Raw genomic sequence first — 19,030 nt, forward strand, 5'->3', positions numbered from 1 at the left:
TCATGAATGAAAACAGCAAAAATGAGATTCTCGCCGGAATAGACCGGCCTTTGCGTATCGGTACGCGCCAATCGCCTTTGGCCATGGCTCAGGCCAAAATGGCCGCCAATGCGCTGTTATCCACCCATGGCTGGCGAGCCGAGCAGGTAGAACTGGTGCCGATGGTCGCGAGTGGCGACAAGATTCTGGATCGGGCGCTGGCCGAGGTCGGCGGCAAGGCGCTGTGGACGAAAGAGCTCGATCACGCGCTTGGCAAAGGCGAGATCGATTGTTCGGTGCACAGCATGAAGGATGTCGAAACCATCCGGCCGGAAGGTTTCATTCTTGCCGCGATGCTGGAACGAGCGGACATCCATGACCGGCTTGTCGGCGTGGAATCGATTGACGCGCTGGCGGAAGGTGCCATCGTGGGTACGGCGTCTCCCCGCCGCAAGGCACAGCTTCTGCGGCAAAGGAGCGATCTCGATATCCGGCTGATCCGCGGCAATGTGCAGACCCGGTTGCAGAAAATTGAAGACGGCGAATATGACGCCACCTTGCTGGCCGCCGCTGGCCTCAAGCGGCTGGATATGGATGACATCGGCAGCGAAATTTCCGACGAGATCATGCTGCCGGCGCCGGCTCAGGGCGCGGTCGGGATCGAGACACGGGCCGATGACCGTCATGTCCGCCATCTGATGCGGGCGATATCGTCCTCAAAAACATTCCGTGCGGTGATTGCAGAACGGCTATTCCTGAAACAGTTGACCGCTGATTGCCATAGCCCGGTCGCGGCGCTGGCGACGATTGAGGGAGCGAAGGTGTTTCTTCGGGCCGAAATTCTGTTGCCCGATGGTTCGGAATTCGTGGCTGGCAGCTCGCATTTCGATATCGGTGATGTCTCTGCTCCGACCATATTGGCCGACAAGCTTTTGGGGCAGGCCAGCAAAGAGCTGCGAGCCATATTTGGAAAATGAGTCGGCCGCTGCTGATCCTGCGCCCGCTTGACGGCGCTCTGCAGACGGAGAAGCGGGCGAAGGAGCTAGGGTTCCGGACCGTCGTCGATCCCCTGTTCACTATCGAACCAATACAATGGTCTGCGCCGGCTGCGCAGGATTATGACGGATTGCTGTTGACCAGCGCCAATGCTGTGGTCTGCGGCGGCGCTCAGCTGGACGCCTACCGGTCGCTGCCGATTCTGGCGGTGGGACAGGCAACAGCGCAGGCGGCAGAAAAAAGCCGGTTCAATGTCGTGGAAACTGGCCAGTCCGGTGGCCAACAGCTGCTCGATGCATTGGCGGCGGACCGCTATCGCCGCCTCCTGTGGCTGGCGGGAGAACAGCATAGCAAGCTCGATGGGGGTAAACGGCGGCTGGATATCGTTCCGGTTTACCGGTCCAGAGCGAATGCTCTTGGTGAGCGGGCTGTTACTGCTCTGCAGGCGGAGACGATTGTGCTGATCCACTCGGCCCGCGCCGGGCGGCAATTGGTGTCTGAACTGGATCGCCTGAATATTGCGAAAAACAGGCATCATGCTCTGGTTTTTTCAGCAAAGGTTGCAGAAGCGGCCGGGCAGGGATGGAGAAGTCTTCATATCGCTGACCGTCCGGATGACGAGTCTTTACTGTCTCTGGCGAGCCGACTATGCCAGAGCGGATGAGAATATTTGGTTCGCCATATGGCCGGGCCGGGAAGGGAAACCGGAATGAGCCGTGATTACGAAAGGTTGTCGTCAGCTGCTGGCAAGAGCAACCTGACCCGCAATGTCCTGATTTTGATGATCGTGGCTTTCATCGGCGGGGTTATCCTGACCGGATGGATATTGTCGCGCTATAATCCGTTTGACAGTGCTTCCGATACGGAAGCCCGGGCGGTTGCTGTTCGTGATGGTGCAGGCGCGAAGCCTGACCCGGCGACAGCGCTTGCCAACCGGATTGACGCAGATGGCAGTGTGCTGCCTGCGCCCGCCCAGTCAGCCGACGCCGCGCCGGCGACCACACTGACACCTGATCTGGAGCGCGCTCTGGCGGTCCGCGTGGCCGATCTGGAAGACCGTTTGTCACGGATCAATGTACAGGCGCAGGCGGCCTCAGGGAACGCGGCCCGTGCGGAGGGGCTGTTGATCGCTTTTGCCGCGCGCCGTGCGCTGGATCGCGGATCGCCGCTCGGCTACATCGATCCGCAGCTGCGACTTCGTTTTGGCGACGCGCAGCCGAAAGCGGTCACGACAATTGTCAATGCCTCTCGCCAGCCGGTGACACTGGAAGAATTGTCGGCCGGACTGGATGATCTGGGGCCGACATTGATGACTGGTTCAAGCGGTGAGGGCTTCTGGACCGATTTCAAGCGGGAAATTAGCGAGCTATTCGTGATCCGCCGTCAAGGCACGCCCTCGCCGGCTCCGCATCAGCGCCTGATTCGCGCCAAACGCTATGTTGAAACCGGCAATGTCGACGCCGCTATTGCGGAAGTTGAGAAGCTCGCCGGCGTGGAGAAGGACGAAGACGCCTTACAATGGCTGGAAAAGGCAAGGCGTTATAATGAAGCGCGGCGGGCGCTTGACGTGATCGAAACGGCGGCGATTCTGGAACCGCAACAATTGCGCGCTGCCGATGGCGAACGAGTGGACCAGCCGTCGCCGCTGGCACCGTCCAACGCCATCCCTGCGCCTTAATCCGGCAGAAACAGCGCCGATAGAGCGGCGGGCACCCGGACCGGGCGTCCGGAGGCCCGCTCGACGATAGCCCAGTTGGTTTTCGCGACGACCTTGATCTTTCCGTCTGCGCCGGTGAAGCTTGCGTTGCGCCAGAACCGCGCCCCTTTCGGCGGGTCTGAAATCCATGTGCGGCCCGTCACGCTATCGCCAACGCCGATATTGCCGCGATAATCGATCTCGTGCCGGGTCACGACCCAGATATAGCGGTCAATCGCATCTTGCGGCGCCACCGCGTTCCAGTGGGTAGTTGCAAGATCCTGAATCCAGCTTACCCAGACCGCATTGTTGACATGACCGAGTTCGTCAATGTCATCGGGCTGGGCGGTTATCGACAGAGTGAATTCTGATGCCCCCGCTCCGTGCGGAGAAGGTGCGTCGCTCATTCGGCTATTCCCATCTGCCATAGGATGAAGGCGAATTCCTCCGCCGTTTCTTCCAGAGCATTCCACCGTCCCGACTTTCCGCCATGGCCAGCCCCCATGTTGGTCTTGAGCAGCAGGATATTGTCATCGGTCTTGGTCGCGCGCAGCTTCGCGGCCCATTTCGCAGGCTCCCAATAGGTCACGCGAGGGTCATTGAGCCCGCCCGTGATCATCATCGGCGGATAGGCTTGTGCCGTTACATTGTCATAGGGGGAATAGCTGCGGATATATTCGAAGGCGGCCTTGTCGGTGATCGGGTTGCCCCATTCGGGCCACTCGCCGGGGGTAAGCGGCAGGCTTTCATCCTGCATCGTGTTGAGCACATCGACAAAGGGGACATGCGCGACCACCGCGCCCCAGAGGTCCGGATCGCTGTTGACGATTGCGCCCATCAGCTCGCCGCCAGCAGAGCCACCCGAGGCGGTGATGCGTCCCTTGCTGGTATAGCCTTTGGTGACCAGACCCTTGGCGACATCGACAAAATCGTTGAACGTGTTGGCCCGCTTGGTCAGCTTGCCATCGAGATACCAGTTGCGACCCAGATCGTCGCCGCCGCGGATATGGGCTATGGCGTAGACAAAGCCGCGATCGACCAGACTGAGCCGCGTGGTCGAGAAACTCGGCGGCACGGCATAGCCATAGGCACCGTAGGAATAGAGATGCAGCGGCGCGCTGCCGTCGATCTTCGTATCCTTCTGATAGACCAGCGACACTGGCACCGGTGTCCCGTCCCGCGCCTCGATCATCAGCCGTTCTGTTACATATTGGCTGCCGTCATAGCCGGAGGGTATCTCCTGGACCTTGAGGGTCTCGAGCGAATGGTCGGAGAGATGATAGTCGAACACCGTGTTCGGCATCACCATCGAAGCATAGCTGAGCCGCAGCTTGTCGACATCATATTCCGGATTGTCGTCCAGTCCGGCGCTGTAGCTGGCCTCGGGGAAGGTGATCCGTTCAACCCTGGACGGATCGTCATAGGACCGGATTTCGACCTGATCGAGACCGTTGTCACGGCCCTCGGTCACGTAGAAATTCTTGAAGGTGCAGATATCGGTCAGGTAAAAGTCATCCGATCCGGCAATCAGGCTTGTCCAGTTGTCCGGGTCACTGACCGGAGCGGTGGCCAGCCGGAAATTGACATGATCATCGTTGGTCAGGATGTAGAGGGTGCCATCATGCTCCTCGACCTCATATTCCCGGCCGGCCTGGCGCGCGGACACGAGGATCGGTTCGGCCAGCGGATTGTCGGTGGGCACTAGCCGCACTTCGCTGGTTTGGTGATCGCCGGTCGCAATGATGATATATTTTTCAGAATGGGTCAGGCTGATGCTGACCCGGAAGCCGTCATCATCCTCGTGATAGAGTTCGACATCCTCGTCAATATCGGTGCCCAGCACATGCAGGCGGGCATTGTCGGTGCGCCATTGTTCGTTGGCGAGGCCGTAGAGCAGCATCTTGGAATCGGCTGACCAGACGAGGCTGGACAGGGTGCCGGGGATGACATCGGGCAGCAGTTCGCCTGTGGTCATATCCTTGATCCGCGCCTCGAACCGCTCCGACCCGTTGTCGTCATAGGAATAAGCCAGCAAACGCCCGTCGGGGGATACTGATGCCGCGCCGAGGCGGAAATATTCCTTGCCTTCGGCCAGCTCATTTTCATCGAGCATCAGCTGGTCGTCGCCGCCCGATACCGCTTTGCGCCAATGCTGGCGATATTGCATGCCCTCCTCGAACTTGCTCCAGTAGAGCCAGTCGCCGTCTTTCTGCGGGACTGAGCTGTCGTCTTCCTTGATCCGCGCCTTCATCTCCTGAAACAGTGCTTCGGTCAGCGGCTTGCGGTCTGCCATATTCTGCTCGAACCACTGGTTCTCCGCTTTCAGATAGGCGAGAATATCCTCGTCCTCTACCACCGGATAGCGTGGGTCCTTTAGCCAGTGCCACGGGTCACTGATGCGGTAGCCGTGCCGTTCATATTCGTGGGCGCGCTGCTCTGCAAATGGCGGACGGGTCAGCTTTTTGGTCATGGTCTCTGCTCTTCTCTGGCCGGAATTAGGTGGCGATGGGGGTTCGGAACTCCTATGTGTTGCACAATAGTCTTATTCAAGGAGTTTGCTCAGCGATGTTGATGTCTACCTACGAAGCCCGCCTCCACGCGCTGCGGGAGCAAATGCAAAAAGACGGCCTCGACGGCTTCGTCGTCCCGATCTGTGACGAGCATATGAGCGAATATGTTGGCGAATATGCGCAGCGCCTCGCCTGGCTGACCGGTTTCGGTGGCTCGGCCGGCTCTGCCATCGTGCTGAAGGACAAGGCGGCGATGTTCATCGATGGTCGCTATGTCGTCCAGGTTCGCGATCAGGTGGACGGCAATCTCTACGAATATGTCAATGTCGCGGATCAGAAGCCGCACGAATGGCTGGCGACCCATGCGCCCGAAGGTGCGAAGATTGGTTATGATAGCTGGCTGCACACCCGCGATTGGTCCGAAACGGCGAGCAAGGCCCTGAAAAAGACCGGCGCGGAGCTGGTTGCTGTTGATCGCAATCCGGTCGATGCGGTCTGGGGCGATCAGCCCCCTCGCTCGCCGGAAAAACTGGTGGTGCATGACCAGCAATATGCCGGCAAATCCGCAGCCGATAAACGGGCAGATGTCGCGGCGTGGCTCAAGGATAATGACTATGACGCGACCGTAATCGCTGCGCTCGACTCGGTCGCCTGGTTCTTCAACGTGCGCGGCAAGGATATTGCCAACACGCCGGTACCGCTGGCTTATGCCATCGTGCGTGCCGACGAGACAGCGACCCTGTTCGTTGCGCCGGAGAAACTGACCGATGCGGTGCGCGAGCATCTCGGCAATCATGTCGAGATTCGCGACTATGACCAGCTCGCCGAAGCGTTGTCGGACATGGGCGGCAAAACCGTTGCAGTAGACCCCGAGCGATCGGTTGCGGCTATTTTCGAGGCGCTCGACGGTGCTGGCGCCACAGTGGTCAAGGATCGGGACCCCACCATTCTGGCAAAGGCCATAAAGAATGAGGCTGAAATCGCCGGCCACAAGGCGGCTCAGAAACGGGACGGTGCGGCGCTGACCAAATTTCTGCACTGGATGGCCACGGACGCCCCCAAAGGCGGTGAGGATGAATTGTCCGCTGCGACCCGCCTGCGCCAGTTCCGCGAGGAGAATCCGGAACTGAAGGATCTGTCCTTCCGGACGATCTCTGCGGCCGGTGATCATGGTGCTCTGCCGCATTACAGTGTTAACGAGGAAACCAATCAGCCAATCGAGATGAACTCCCTCTATCTCGTCGATAGCGGCGGGCAGTATCTGGACGGCACAACCGATGTGACACGCGTTGTTGCGGTTGGCGAACCCACCGCGGAAATGTGCAAGCGCTACACCCAGGTGCTGCAGGGGCATATTGCTCTGGATCAGGCTGTGTTTACCAAGGGCACGACAGGTGGTCAGCTGGACATATTGGCCCGGCAATATCTCTGGGCCGATGGTGTGGACTATGGGCACGGCACGGGTCACGGTGTCGGCAGCTATCTGTCGGTGCACGAAGGGCCGCAGCGGATCGCTAGCTTCGGCGGATTGAACGAGGCACTGAAGCCGGGGATGATCCTTTCCAACGAACCCGGCTATTACAAGGCTGGCCATTTCGGCATTCGCATCGAGAATCTGTTCCTGGTCGAGGAGCGGGAGATTGAAGGTGGTGAACAGACCATGCTGGGCTTCGAGACGCTGACCTTTGCGCCGCTGGAGCGCAAGCTGATCGTTGTCGACATGCTCTCGCCGGGCCAGCGTCAGTGGGTCGACGACTATCATGCAAAGGTGCGTGCGGTGATTGCGCCCCAGTTGGAGGGCGATGCACTTGAATGGCTGGAGTTGCAAACCGCGCCGCTCTGATCCTGACGGCAGCCAATCCCGGTTGACAGTCCGGCGGAGCTGGGGAAAGAGCCAGCGCCATGACAGAACAGAAAAATCCCCGCGACGGCTTTCGCCTGATCACCCCGCTGCGCGTGCGCTATGCCGAATGCGATTTGCAGGGCATTGTCTTCAACGCCCATTATCTGGCCTTTGCCGATATCGGGATGACAGAATATATGCGCGCCCTGGTGGCAGCAGACAGGCCGCAGGGCGATGATGACATGCTGGGCACGTTCACCCGGCATTTTGGCGGCGACAATTGGGTGCGTCATGCCGACATCGACTATCGCGCGTCGGCAAAGGCCGATGACCTGCTTGATATCGCGGTGCGGATCACACGCTTTGGACGGACAAGTTATGCCTTGCTGGTGCATATCCTGCGCGGACAGGAACTGCTCACCGTGGTCAAGACGACCTATGTCTGGTTTGATCCGGCCACAGAAGAGGTATCGCCCGTGTCAGCGAAATTCATCAAAGCGGTCAGCGATTTTGAGTTGATCAAGCCAGAACGAGCGGTGGTGAATGTCTAAAGGGTTGTGTTAGCTAGACTGCGTCTTGGCGTCGTCATCGCCCGGCCCTAGCTGTCTGGCCTGGGCTTTGCGAAGCCGCAGATTGGCGCGCAACTGGGCGGCAAGGCGCTCGGCTTTCTCAGCTTCCTTACGCATTTTTTCAGATTTGGGCTGGGGTTTTGGCATAGCGCCTGATGGCATTATCCACCGAAAAACGCAACTCCGCTTGACAAGATGCAAACCATTTGGTCTTAGGCCCGCGGTCTGGCATTATCCGCGCCATCTAGCGGACGAGGCAGATGCATAAAATGGTCAGGCTGCTGTAGCTCAGTGGTAGAGCGCGTCATTGGTAATGACGAGGTCGAGAGTTCAATTCTCTCTAGCAGCACCACCATTTTTATCCCCATAAATCAATGGTATAGATGTGGCGTCACGCCGGGATATTGTCTCGCAATGTAGAGCGGACAGGCACCGTTGATGCAATGAGGCGGTCGCCAGAGGCGCGGCTATGCTCGGCTTTCTCGGATTTTCTCCGTGTATATAAAAGCCGCGTATGGCATTTGCAGCGAATAGGCGCTGGAGGCCTCATTTGTCGCTCAATCATCTTGGTAAGCAAGAATGGCGACCTTTCGCATAACCAAACGGATTCAAGCTTTAAGCTAGAAAATCAGCTGTTTCTGGCCCGTTTTTGAGCGCGCCATGCGGATGGAAATCTCCACCAAGTGGAGAGATTGTTTATTGAATCCCCAGTCATATCGCGTTTCGATACAACAGAGTTGGAGATGGACGCAGTCAAATTTCGAATCAAACGGGATCGCTGTGGCGGATTTTAGATGGCCCATTTTATGGGTATTTGGGGAGATATATTATGACCAAGATTACAACCCGATTTTTCACCAGTTGTGCGATAGCGCCTTTAGCATTGGTTGGTGGCCAGGCCGCCTTTGCTCAAGACGATGTCTCGGCGGCCTCCGAGCAGGTCATCGTCGTAACCGCCCGTAAAGTCGAGGAGCGGTTGCAGGATGTTCCGCTGTCGATTGCCGCTTTTAGTGCAGAGGATATGCGCGAGCGTCAGGTGCGCGATACCAGCGACATCGCGGCGCTTACGCCGGGTCTGAATTTTGAATCCTATCTTGGCGGCGCTGGTACGCCCGTCATCCGCGGTGCTTCGCAGCAGCGCATCACCGACCTTGATCAGAATGTTTCCACTTTTTTCGACGGCATTTTTCTGCCGCGCAGCTATGCTGTCAATCTCGGTGTGATCGGGCTTGAGCGCGTGGAAGTTGTAAAAGGTCCCCAGAGTGCGCTCTATGGCCGCAATGCTTTTTCGGGGGCCATCAACTATATCCCGAAGATGCCTGGCAACGAATGGCGCGGCTCGATCGAAGGAACGGCGGGGCTATATAAACGGTTTGACGGGATTGCAGAAGCGGGTGGGCCGCTGATCAAGGACAGGCTGTTTGTGCAGGTTGGCATCGGCGTGAGCAGTTTTGACGGGGATCAGGTCAATGGCCACCCCAATGCCAATGTCGACATCTCGCCCGGATCCACGGGCCGTTTGGGCGGATGGGATAATCAATCCTATCAAGCCCGCATCGTGGCGAAGCCAACCGACACGCTGAGCTTCGATTTCGGCTATTATCGTTTCGATATTTTTGCCGACACGCCAGCGGTCATTCAGCGCAAGCGATCGGCTGGCCCAGCCAATGGTGCCACCAATTGCGGTGCCATTGTTGGAGGCAATCCGGCGCTCTATTGCGGTGAATTGCCGTTTCGTTTCCAGCCGCTTCCCGGCGGTGCCGCTCCGTCGGTCGCGAACGTTGATCCACGGAACATCGGGCTTGATTCCTCGACAACAATCCTTGTCGGCAACGCCGAATGGGCGCCAAACGACGATCTGGCCTTTACCTATCAATATGGCCGGGTCAAATCAGACGCGGTATCTGGTGGCTCGAGTGATATTGATCCCGTTCTCGGAACATTCAATCCCTATAACCCCGCCGTGCTGGGTAATCAGTTCCAGATTTCACCGGTTGGCAATGTGACCTATTGGTCGCACGAATTGCGCGCGGACTTTTCACCCATGGATGGGCTGGATATTCTGATCGGCGGAATTTATTCCAAGCTCAATGACTTTGACACTTTTCCTTTGTCGTTCGGACTGCCGCTTCTCGATACCGCGCCATTTGATATTACCAGCCCAGACTTCCTGACGCTGACCCTGGCGCGATCGCTAGTGGAAACAAAGGCCATCTTTGGTCGCGTCAACTGGCAGGCCACAGATCAGCTTCGTTTTGGCTTTGAGGGGCGCTATCAGTCCGAGGACAAGTCGGTTGTCAGTGGCCCAACCGCTTTTAATCCAACTGTGTCGAACTCCGAGGGCAACTGGAAGCAGTTTACTCCCCGGTTCACGGTTGATTACAATATAACGGACGATAATTTGCTCTATGCGAGTGTGGCGAACGGCAAAAAGGCCGGGGGCTTCAACGGCAGCGCGATCATTGCTTCAGAGAAGACCTTCGATCCGGACAACAACTGGACCTATGAAATCGGCATGAAGAACACGTTCCTGAACGGAGCGCTGACCTTTAACGCGGCGTTGTTCTATATCGACTGGGGAAACAGACAGATATCTGTGACAGCGACGCCTTCGCCTAGCGCACCGCCAGCCCTGGCCGCCGGTCCCGCGATTATCGGCAACGCCGGCAAGTCGAGCGTCAAGGGATTTGAAATGGACGCGCTCTGGACCGTCACCGAGGGCCTCGATCTGCGAGCCGGCTTCTCGTTCAATGATGCCAAATATGCCGACGGGGTGATCGACAGCCGCCAACGCGACTTCGGGAATTGTGACGATATCGTCTGTGCGTCCAACGGCGATATTGGCGGAAATCAACTGGAACGCCAGTCCAAAGTTCAGGCTGCCTTCGGTCTCGATTACGCCACGTCGATTACTTCCAGTGTCGAAGGCTTTGGTGGTTTCGATGTTAGCTATAAGTCGAAGCAATATGCAGATTCGGTGAATCTGGCTTATTTGCCTGAACGGACACTGGTGGATGCCCGTGTCGGTGTTCGTGGCGATCAGTGGTCGCTGACATTGTGGGCGAAGAACCTCTTCAACAAGCAATATGCATCGTCGGCATTGGCTGTTTTCGCTGCGACAGATACGGTTTACGTCCCGATCAAAGGACCGAACCGCACCGCTGGTCTGACCGGGCGTTTCAACTTCTGAGGCTGGGTGTTTCCCAATAGAAGCGGAAAGGGGCCTTGATGCGGGAGCCGCGTCGAGGTCCCTTTTCTTTGCAGGGGGGCGTCGAGATAGCCTGTCTACTGTAACAAGGGCGGCCATCAGCCAATATTTGTCGACAATATTTCGGTATCGAGGCGGGGCTGATTTTTGCCGGAGATATTGCCCGTATTGTTTTTGGTGTTGGCAAGCGCAAAACCCGGTGAAGCCGTGTTTCACGGTGCAGTTGGGGTTGTCAAATGATCGTCCGTTTGTTCGACAGTCGATCAATAATTGAGCTTCCAATTGTTTTCAGCTGATAAAGCCTGTTACGTTTGCTCAACTTACACTGGAGATAATCCGTGCGATTGAGACTTCTAATCCTTTTTGCCCTGACGGCTTTGCTCGGCTTGCCAGTGGCGGCGCAAGATCTTCCGCCTAATGTTGAAAATCCGGACAAAGCAATAAACGACTGGCGCTATAGTGATCCGGTTTTTTTCTGGCGCCTGACCTCCCAGCCGGAAAATCCGTTCGAACCGCCTGACTGGTTTTACTGGCCTGATGCAGTGATCGAAGGCGAACCCAAGGCTTTCCTGCCGGCAGCACAGGCCGGTGTGACCACCATCCCGGCCAGCACGCTGAAGGCGATGGAAAAATGGTCCGAAGAACGGAAGAGCAACGCCCTGATCGTGGTCCACAAGGGGCGGGTGCAACTCGAGCGCTACTGGAACGGCACCAAGCCCGACGATATTCTGAATGGTCGAGCGATCACGCGCAGCGTGACGCCAATGGCGCTGGGATTTGCGGTTGAAGATGGCAAGCTTTCGCTCGACGACCCTATCGGGAAGTATATCACGGAATGGAAAACAGATCTGCGTGGTAAGATTACGGTGCGGCAGCTGGCCCAGAATGTATCGGGTCTGGAGGTAGCCGATCAACCTGCCATTGACCAAATCAAGGACAACAAGGATCTGTGCCTGGTTTATTGTGGTGATATCGTCCGCGCTGTTCTGGCATATGACTACGTTGTTGAACCGGGCACGAAATTCGAAGTGGCCCAAGAGAATATGCAACTGCTCGCCCTGGTGATCGAGCGAGCCACGGGAACTCCAATCCAGGAGATTGTCTCAAAGCGCATCTGGCAGCCGATGGGCGGAATGAATGCCACTTTTCAGTTTGATCGCCCCGGCGGCAAGGCCCGCACCATGTGTTGCATGCGCGCAACCGCAAGGGACTGGACCCGTTTGGGCCTGTTGGTTGCGAATGAGGGAAAGTGGCTTGATCGCCAGGTCATCCCAAAAAGCTGGCTCGCGACCATGGCCACACCATCTGCGAATAATCCCAATTTCGGCTTGGGGCTGTGGCTCGGTTCGCCATTTGTCGCCAAACGCACGTATTTCGAGGGAACACCGGGCGTGATTCCGCAGTCCGAACCCTATCTCGCAGACGATGTCCGGATCATGGAAGGGGGAGGATTTCGTGTTGTTTATGCCGTTCCTTCACAGGACCTGGTGATTTTTCGCCATGGTCCTGGCGTACCCGACTGGGACGGCGCGTATCTGGTGAACACGGCCATTAGAGGCATCCAGGCGAAGGTCAATCAATGAGACAGACCATCCGCTCTGTTCGTTCCTTTCTGTTCCTTGTGGCGGTGGTCTTCGCACTACCTCCAGCGAAAGCCGAGACCTTTTATGTTGATGGTCATGGCGGCGTGCCGCTTGCCGTCACTGAGGTTGGGCCTGAAACCGGGCCGGAGATCCTTTTCCTTCACGGTATCGGCATGGGGGCGGCAAGCTTCTCTGAGCAGCTCGATTCCGAACTTGCTGAAAAATTTCACATGGTGGCCTTTGACCTGCGTGGGCACGGCATGTCGGGCAAGCCCTCGACCGCAGACGCTTATGCCAACCGGGAGGTCTGGGCCGGAGATGTGCAGCGCGTGATTGCCGCGACCGGCCTCAAGCGACCGATAATCGTCGCATGGTCCTATGGCACGTTGGTGGCCGCGGACTATTTGTCGCTTAATGGGCCGGACTCTATTTCAGGACTCGTGCTGATCAGCGCGTTCGGCGGGCTCGTGCCCCCGGCCGTTCGCAGCGAACCGCCAGACGAAGCCGTGATGGCCCAGCTCAAGCGTTATCGCACCATGCGCGAGATACCCGAACTCGTCGCTCAGCAGGAAGCCACTGACATTCTCGCGCCGATGTTGTTTGAGAGGACCGCAGAAGGTCCCTCCAAACAATGGATCGCGAACACCAAGGCTTTGGGGATTCTCGTTCCGCCTTATGCCCAGCCCCATCTCCGGGCGCATCCGAACGACAATGCAGCGTTGGTAAAACGCCTTGCAGCAACACCATTGCAAATGTTTCATGGCTCGAAAGATCTTGGTCTTAGCGCCGCTGACGTCGCTGCATTCAAGCAGGCGCTGCCGCATGCTGATATTCGAACATTTGAAGGTGCCGGACACTCGTTGTTCGCGGAGCGGCCTGTTCTGTTCAATGCGGCGATCGCTGCCTTTGTAGAGGCAAACTGGAGAAAGCCCGATGATCGCTAGACGCCAATTCATCCGCTCGGTCGCCGCGATTTCCGGCAGCACGGCCATCATGCCGAATAGCCTCCTTGCCGCCGCGTCAGCGGCGCAGCCAAGTGTGAGGACACTTGATCCGCTGGAGACCATGATTCGGATGCGGGCTCGCACCGATGGTGCCCTTTCGATTGCCTGGCTCGAGGCCCAGCGCGAACTTGTCGCTGGCAGCGACATCAATCCTTTCTGCAAACTATACGCCATGGTCCTGACGAAATTTCGGAAGGAAGGTGATGCGTTCATCGGGAACACCGTTGAAATCACCTATTATTGCGATTTGGAAACCGGTGAATTGCTGGAAACAACGATCATGCCCGGCGGAACCGAGACGGTGGAGGTGCCAATTTATCGCTCGGGGCCCCAGGATGTCCGCTTCAAGAAGTCGCTCGATGAATGGGAAAAACATGATCCGAAAAACACGGGCGCGTCTTCGGGCGCCTTTGCCCCCGCAGCCTGGGTGCACCTGGTGCGCGGCGTGCATGATCCATCGCAGCTGGGCGACAAGATATATCTGAGAGCCGACGAATATGGACGGGTTTATATCGACCGCTCGAAACCGCCTTCGGTCTTCTACCGCGAATGGATTGTCTGGCAGGCTGACGCCCGGCAGTTGCTCGAGACGGACAATCCGGACGTGCCATCGAGCTTCAGCTATTCCGCCGCATCCGGGTTGCGGCCCTGGATGAAGCTGGAAGGCGTTCAGGGCCATACGATGTCAAATGGCGTTGGTGCCAAGGTCGAACGCGTTGACCAGCTTCCGCCGCAATTGATCAAGCTTCTTCAGGAGCATGATCCGCGTGCGCTGGAATCTCCGGAATCCTATTTTTCCTGAATACGAAAGGCAATTTATGGCGGGTTCAAAAAACCGGAAGCAGTCTTCAGGCCATGTTGGCCAGCCGGAGATCGGCAGACGATCGTTGATGGGAGGGATGTCAGCTCTTGTCGGTGCTGGCATGGCGGGCGGATCGCTGGGCCGCGCTTCTTCCGCCTCAGCGGCGACACATTCGTCCGGCGGGAGCAAGATCCATACGCGCTTCCTGGAGTTCGACGATCCGGTGGAAGAGTTCGAAGCACATTTCCGGATTGAGCGAGATCTGGTCGAAGATCAGGGGACCGCTTTGACCTGGTTCTACTGGCTGCTGTATCTCGTTCCCGGAGACCGGCCGCCGATCCCCCTGTTGCGATATGAAGGGATGGAATATAGCTATTTCCGCAAGGTTGCGGATCACACCTATCGCATTCACGCCCATAATATCTCGGTTCCGCTGAGCCTCGAGACCAACGATTATATGGAGTCGATGGTCAATCCGCTCACCGAAAAGCGCATTGCTACACCGACCAGTCTGATCCTGAACGATCCCGGCACAATTCAGTCGCCAAAAGGCTTTCGCAATGTGACGGGTGACGGAACCTATGTAGAGCCCTATCGTCAATTTCGCATCGAAAATGACCTGCTCAAGCTTGATTCGACACGGACAGCTCCGCCAGACTGGCCAGTCAACCACATCGAAAGCTCAATCCAGCAGGTGCCTTATGAGATGTTTCTCGACAAGAGTAACACCAGCCTGCCGGCGACCTCGACCGGATTATACGTCTTCCCATATTCCAAATGGCTCGAGATGGGCGACAGGCCCGGCCATTTGCTGGGCTATTGGGATGCCCGCAAGATTCCGTCACCGCAGGATTTCCCCGATAAATTCCTGACGAAATTGGAGAAGGACTATCCCGAACTGCTCAAGCCCCGCTGGTCGGAATTCGATCGACCCGCAGGATTTGCGTACTAATCGCCAAAGCATGGATAGCGTCCCAGAGCCAACAAGCTGAGTGATGCTATAGGTATGGTGACAGCAAACAGCATAAGTGCTGGTTGGTAGGACCCATATGTTGCCAGCGCTGCATAGGCGGTTTGCACTCCGCCACAGTCCAGCAGGTAGGTCACCAGAGCAGGCCCGCATTGTCGGTTATCTCGGCGAAAATGATTTCGCTGCTCAGTCACCCAATTTTCTTACATCGCGGCAAGAATCAGATTGACGATAATCGAGTCGTCATAAGTCATGCTGACCTCTCCGACGCGTACGATGGTCAGCTTCCGCGAGGGAATGATGTAGACTCTTTGCCCACCAAAGCCGTCGAGGAAATATACATCTGGTGCGAGATAGGCTTTGCTGTGCGGCACGCCAAAAGCGCTGGAGGGAACATATTTGCGTATCTTCTGCCATTCCGCACCACGCCAGATATGCAGCCCGTAAGCCGGGTTTTGATCACTCGGCTTCAGCATTTCGCTGATCCATTTTTCCGGGACGATTTGCCGGGTTCCAACCTTGCCTTGGTTTCGGATTAGCTCGCCCAGCCTGGCCCAGTCGCGCGTATTTGCCTGAAGCCCCGCGTAATAATGGGGAGACCCGTTATTTCGATCAAGCCAGAGAGTAGCCTGATCATTGCCGAGAGGACACCAGAGCTTTTCCAGCATGAACGCAGCGAAACCAGGCGCACCCCGACGCCGCAAGCTGTCGTCAATGGCAGCGCCGATCAATTGGCTATTGACGTTGTTGTAGAGAAAAGCCGTCCCCGGCGTGTCTGCCAGCGGATTGCGCGCGGCAACGGCATTGATATCATTTGAGTATAATAGCTTTTCGAGTTCGCCGCCGGGCGCGCCAAACGGATAGTGTTTAAGCCCACTGCTCATCGTGAGCAGCTGCCTGAATGTGATCTGTCCGCGAGGGTCGTCCCGCCATGGCAGCAAATAGTCACCGACTGGATCATCAACGGATTTGATGATGCCCTTGTCGATGGCGATACCGGTCATCAGGGCGGTCACGGTTTTCATCATCGAGAAGCTTTCGGTCCGCGTTTTTGTCGAAACATTCTCGGCGCGATTTTCATAAATGATCGAGCCATCGCGGATGATCATCAGGGCGAGGCCATGTTGTGAATCCGAATAGGCCTGTGCCTGCTTAATGGCCGATGTGAGTTCCGGGTCTCCGATCTCTTCGACAGGAAAGCCATTTTTTCGGGGACATCCTGCCAAAACGGCTGACGGTGTGTAACGATCAACGTCAAGAACCGAGGCCCCGACCATTGTTGCTGCCTTGGCCGCAATATCCCTTTCGGCGATTGGCCGCTCGTTCAGTTCAGGTGGCTGCACGCACGCGCTAAGGCAACACAGGCCCAATGAAACGATCCAGTTCCACCTACTCATGGGCGGTTCCATCGCGGGTCAGCAATTCACCGGGCACTGGCGGCTTCAGCAGGCAAGGTGGCGTTTTTCCCAAAGCCTGATCTAGAAAGGCAATGGTGGTCGCCAACGCGCGACCAAATAGCGTCCGGGAATCCTCCGATGCTGGTTTTTCGCGCCCAAACATCCCGCCAAAATAGTGATCAATGCCGTCGCCGACCCACAACCATCGTTTGCCGGCGGGAGCATGGTCGAAGCTATGCTTGTGGATTTTCCAATCGTTGATGAAGCCAGGCAAAATATCGGCTGTTCCGGTGATCGTCAGGTTAGGCACCGTCATTTCTGACCAACCCTTTTCGTCGATTAGCCCCGGGGTGATTCCGGGAGGTGAGAAGGCGACCACTGCCTGTACGGATTGCTGGCCGGACAGTGCGGACGGAGTCAGCGGTCTCGCACCACCGATTATTTGCGCGATCAGCGCGCCATAGCTGTGGCCCATGGCCGCGATATGGTCATAGTCGATCTCGATGCCGGCCTCTGCCAGTTTGCTGATTATCGCCGCGTTTTGCGCCAGCATCAGGGCCATGTCTTCTCCGCGGCTGGCCCATACGGCCGCCTGCGATGGTTTCTCCGTCCACTCCCAGTCTTCGGAGTCGAGATGCCTTGGCGCCAATATGATATAGCCCGCTGCCGCAACCGGTTTGAGCAACGCATGATAACGGTCCGGGCTGGCGAAAGCGCCGTGCGAGAAAACAACCAACGGATATTTGCCCTGCGCGGCGGGATGGAGGATTTCCAGGGGGACAGTCCGACCTTCCGCAGCCTGGACCGTGACTGTATCGACCCGTGCATCGGCGATTGCGTCATGTTCACAGGGGACAGCGGCGATCGCCGCCGGGGCAGCGATTACGGCAAGGATCGAGACCATTGCCGCGCGCCGTATGAGATCCGTTATCGTTTTAACGACGATCATGGCAATGTGCGAAAGCTGGCAGGTTTTTCGCTGCTGGGACATGTGCTGTCGCCATCGACTTCAGCGGTCATTGTGCGGGAACGACCTTGACCGCGTCGCCCATGGTTTCTTTTTTCAGGATATTGATCAGTGCTTTTCGCCGTTCCGGATCAGTGACGTTTCCGGATGAAACGACCATAGTCGTGCCCGGGGCAAACTTGTCCGGGTCGGCAATCAGCCTGTCCATCATCTCGTCATTCCAGACCTCACCCGCCTTGCCATGCGCCGCGAAATTCTTGGTATAAGTGAAATTGGGGACCTGCCCGATTGGTCTGCCGAATATGCCGTAAAGATTTGGTCCCGCCAGATGCTTGCCGCCCTTGTTCATCGTATGACAGAAACCGCACCACTTGAAATTTTCTGCTCGTACATCGCGCTCGAGGGGTGTTTCCGGTGTCACGTTGACGGTAATCAAAGGATCGCCATGAGAGGTGACACCTTCGGGGGCTTCAACCCGCTCTCCCATCTGGATGGGGCTGACCCGGAACAGGGCATATGGACCATAGAGTCCCAAAGCCATGATGAGCAGGACAAACACCGGAGCCAAAATCGCGACTTTTCGGCTACCTGCCTGATCCCGTTCCGCTGCACCCGGCCACCTCTTGAACAGCTTGGCCAATCCCCAGGCCGCCAAGCATATTGCAAGAAAAATAGCGACCGCAACTGGCCCTGGCTTTGGATCGCTGAACGTCGAAGATGCATATACCGAAGACGCCAGGCCCAGCAGCGTATAGAGGCCAAAGCCCGGTAAAAATCCGCTGAACAGACCTTTGCCATAACGAAACAGGAAATAGAGCGCCGTGAGCAACGTGACCAGTTGCAGCAGCATGGATGAAAAACCAATGCCGGAATGAAAATAGCCCGTAAACAACCACAGGGCGCGATTTTCGGCTACGAGTGCGGGAAGCGGCGGCAACGGTCCGAAATGAATGGCGTGACCATCGGCCCAGCCACTTAAAGCGCCGAGAAATGGTTCGACAACCAAGGCTGCAACGCTGACCAGCGCAAGGCTGATTGACCAGCGGTTGGCGAGGGGCGAAAGTGCCGGATCGACCGGTATCTTGCGCCGTTGCCACCATTTGAGAAACACCAGCAGGCTCAATATACCAACAATGGCGCCGATCGAATAGTGATATCCCCGCATTGTCTCACGAAAAGGGTCTGCCTTGTCCGTTCGGGGTAATATGGTTGTTGTGACGGACAGCACGAAGAAGCTGACTGCCCAGAGATAGCCGAGCCAGTTGCTGCGCTCGAGCCAGCTTGAAAATTTTGATTGGCTGGATGGCAAGATATTATCCCCGGATTATCGACAACAGCTTTAAAACGCATCAATAATGGGCTGATACCAACCGTCTAGTATAAATTGTCCGCCTGGCGGACAGTCAAAATAGCCACGCAACTCTGCCCTATGGCGTGTTTATGGTGGGATCGTCCTCCATCAAAGAAACCGAGGCGGCAAATATGCTATCCAATGTCCCACAGCCA

16 protein-coding genes and 1 tRNA gene are annotated in these 19,030 nt (G+C 57.0%); 11 read left to right on the forward strand and 6 right to left on the reverse strand.

Annotation, left to right across the window (positions count from 1 at the left end; translation table 11 throughout):
* Nucleotides 1-2: 2 nt before the first annotated feature.
* Genes hemC through ACN0WW_RS01140 form a run of 3 tightly spaced genes read left to right on the forward strand, consistent with a single transcriptional unit; the run spans nt 3 to nt 2,653 of the window.
* Complete coding sequence (gene hemC / locus ACN0WW_RS01130) at nt 3-956, forward strand: hydroxymethylbilane synthase (RefSeq protein ID WP_417608515.1); 954 nt, start codon at nt 3-5, stop codon at nt 954-956.
* Nucleotides 953-1,639, forward strand: coding sequence for a uroporphyrinogen-III synthase (locus ACN0WW_RS01135; protein ID WP_417608517.1), 687 nt, complete (start codon nt 953-955; stop codon nt 1,637-1,639). Before hemC ends, ACN0WW_RS01135 begins: the two co-directional genes overlap by 4 nt.
* A 45-nt stretch (nt 1,640-1,684) precedes the next feature.
* Entirely contained in the window at nt 1,685-2,653 is a 969-nt protein-coding gene (locus ACN0WW_RS01140; protein ID WP_417608519.1) for a mitofilin family membrane protein, read from the forward strand.
* Here ACN0WW_RS01140 and ACN0WW_RS01145 read toward each other — a convergent pair.
* Complete coding sequence (locus ACN0WW_RS01145; protein ID WP_417608521.1) at nt 2,650-3,078, reverse strand: acyl-CoA thioesterase; 429 nt, start codon at nt 3,076-3,078, stop codon at nt 2,650-2,652. The genes ACN0WW_RS01140 and ACN0WW_RS01145 overlap by 4 nt on opposite strands.
* Nucleotides 3,075-5,141 carry a S9 family peptidase gene (locus ACN0WW_RS01150; protein WP_417608523.1) on the reverse strand — a complete coding sequence of 689 codons (2,067 nt, stop codon included), beginning with the start codon at nt 5,139-5,141 and terminating at the stop codon, nt 3,075-3,077. The genes ACN0WW_RS01145 and ACN0WW_RS01150 overlap by 4 nt, the downstream gene beginning before the upstream one ends.
* A 101-nt stretch (nt 5,142-5,242) precedes the next feature.
* Here ACN0WW_RS01150 and ACN0WW_RS01155 point away from each other — a divergent pair, with 101 nt between their 5' ends.
* Nucleotides 5,243-7,024 (forward strand): aminopeptidase P family protein, encoded by a 1,782-nt coding sequence (locus ACN0WW_RS01155; RefSeq protein ID WP_417608967.1) that lies wholly within the window; start codon nt 5,243-5,245, stop codon nt 7,022-7,024.
* Between the two features lie 59 nt (nt 7,025-7,083).
* Nucleotides 7,084-7,575, forward strand: coding sequence for an acyl-CoA thioesterase (locus ACN0WW_RS01160; protein ID WP_417608525.1), 492 nt, complete (start codon nt 7,084-7,086; stop codon nt 7,573-7,575).
* A gap of 9 nt (nt 7,576-7,584) precedes the next feature.
* Here ACN0WW_RS01160 and ACN0WW_RS01165 read toward each other — a convergent pair whose 3' ends face one another.
* A complete protein-coding gene (locus ACN0WW_RS01165) occupies nt 7,585-7,710 on the reverse strand; it encodes a hypothetical protein (protein ID WP_417608526.1) in 126 nt (41 codons plus the stop codon).
* Between the two features lie 160 nt (nt 7,711-7,870).
* Between ACN0WW_RS01165 and ACN0WW_RS01170 the strand changes: the two genes are divergently transcribed.
* The 6 genes from ACN0WW_RS01170 to ACN0WW_RS01195 all read left to right on the forward strand — a co-directional run bounded on the left by ACN0WW_RS01170 (nt 7,871) and on the right by ACN0WW_RS01195 (nt 15,142).
* Nucleotides 7,871-7,945: transfer RNA gene (locus tag ACN0WW_RS01170), tRNA-Thr, on the forward strand.
* Nucleotides 7,946-8,422: 477 nt separating this feature from the next.
* Nucleotides 8,423-10,783: a TonB-dependent receptor gene (locus tag ACN0WW_RS01175; protein WP_417608527.1), complete on the forward strand. Its 2,361-nt coding sequence runs from the start codon at nt 8,423-8,425 to the stop codon at nt 10,781-10,783.
* Between the two features lie 356 nt (nt 10,784-11,139).
* On the forward strand, nt 11,140-12,384 hold the full coding sequence (locus ACN0WW_RS01180) for a serine hydrolase domain-containing protein (RefSeq protein ID WP_417608529.1): 1,245 nt from the start codon (nt 11,140-11,142) through the stop codon (nt 12,382-12,384).
* Complete coding sequence (locus ACN0WW_RS01185) at nt 12,381-13,328, forward strand: alpha/beta fold hydrolase (RefSeq protein WP_417608531.1); 948 nt, start codon at nt 12,381-12,383, stop codon at nt 13,326-13,328. The genes ACN0WW_RS01180 and ACN0WW_RS01185 overlap by 4 nt, the downstream gene beginning before the upstream one ends.
* Nucleotides 13,318-14,190, forward strand: coding sequence for a DUF1838 family protein (locus ACN0WW_RS01190; protein WP_417608533.1), 873 nt, complete (start codon nt 13,318-13,320; stop codon nt 14,188-14,190). Before ACN0WW_RS01185 ends, ACN0WW_RS01190 begins: the two co-directional genes overlap by 11 nt.
* A 16-nt stretch (nt 14,191-14,206) precedes the next feature.
* Entirely contained in the window at nt 14,207-15,142 is a 936-nt protein-coding gene (locus tag ACN0WW_RS01195) for a hypothetical protein (RefSeq protein WP_417608535.1), read from the forward strand.
* 221 nt (nt 15,143-15,363) lie between these two features.
* Here ACN0WW_RS01195 and ACN0WW_RS01200 read toward each other — a convergent pair whose 3' ends face one another.
* From ACN0WW_RS01200 to ACN0WW_RS01210, 3 genes are read right to left on the reverse strand one after another with little or no spacing between them, the layout of a single operon-like run.
* Nucleotides 15,364-16,557 carry a serine hydrolase domain-containing protein gene (locus ACN0WW_RS01200; protein ID WP_417608537.1) on the reverse strand — a complete coding sequence of 398 codons (1,194 nt, stop codon included), beginning with the start codon at nt 16,555-16,557 and terminating at the stop codon, nt 15,364-15,366.
* The gene (locus ACN0WW_RS01205) at nt 16,550-17,548 is read right to left on the reverse strand and encodes an alpha/beta hydrolase family protein (protein ID WP_417608539.1); all 999 of its coding nucleotides are present in this window, start codon (nt 17,546-17,548) and stop codon (nt 16,550-16,552) included. Before ACN0WW_RS01205 ends, ACN0WW_RS01200 begins: the two co-directional genes overlap by 8 nt.
* A gap of 25 nt (nt 17,549-17,573) precedes the next feature.
* Nucleotides 17,574-18,833, reverse strand: coding sequence for a hypothetical protein (locus ACN0WW_RS01210; RefSeq protein WP_417608541.1), 1,260 nt, complete (start codon nt 18,831-18,833; stop codon nt 17,574-17,576).
* Nucleotides 18,834-19,030: the final 197 nt, after the last annotated feature.

This window comes from Parasphingorhabdus sp. (assembly GCF_048269865.1).
Taxonomy (GTDB): domain Bacteria; phylum Pseudomonadota; class Alphaproteobacteria; order Sphingomonadales; family Sphingomonadaceae; genus Parasphingorhabdus.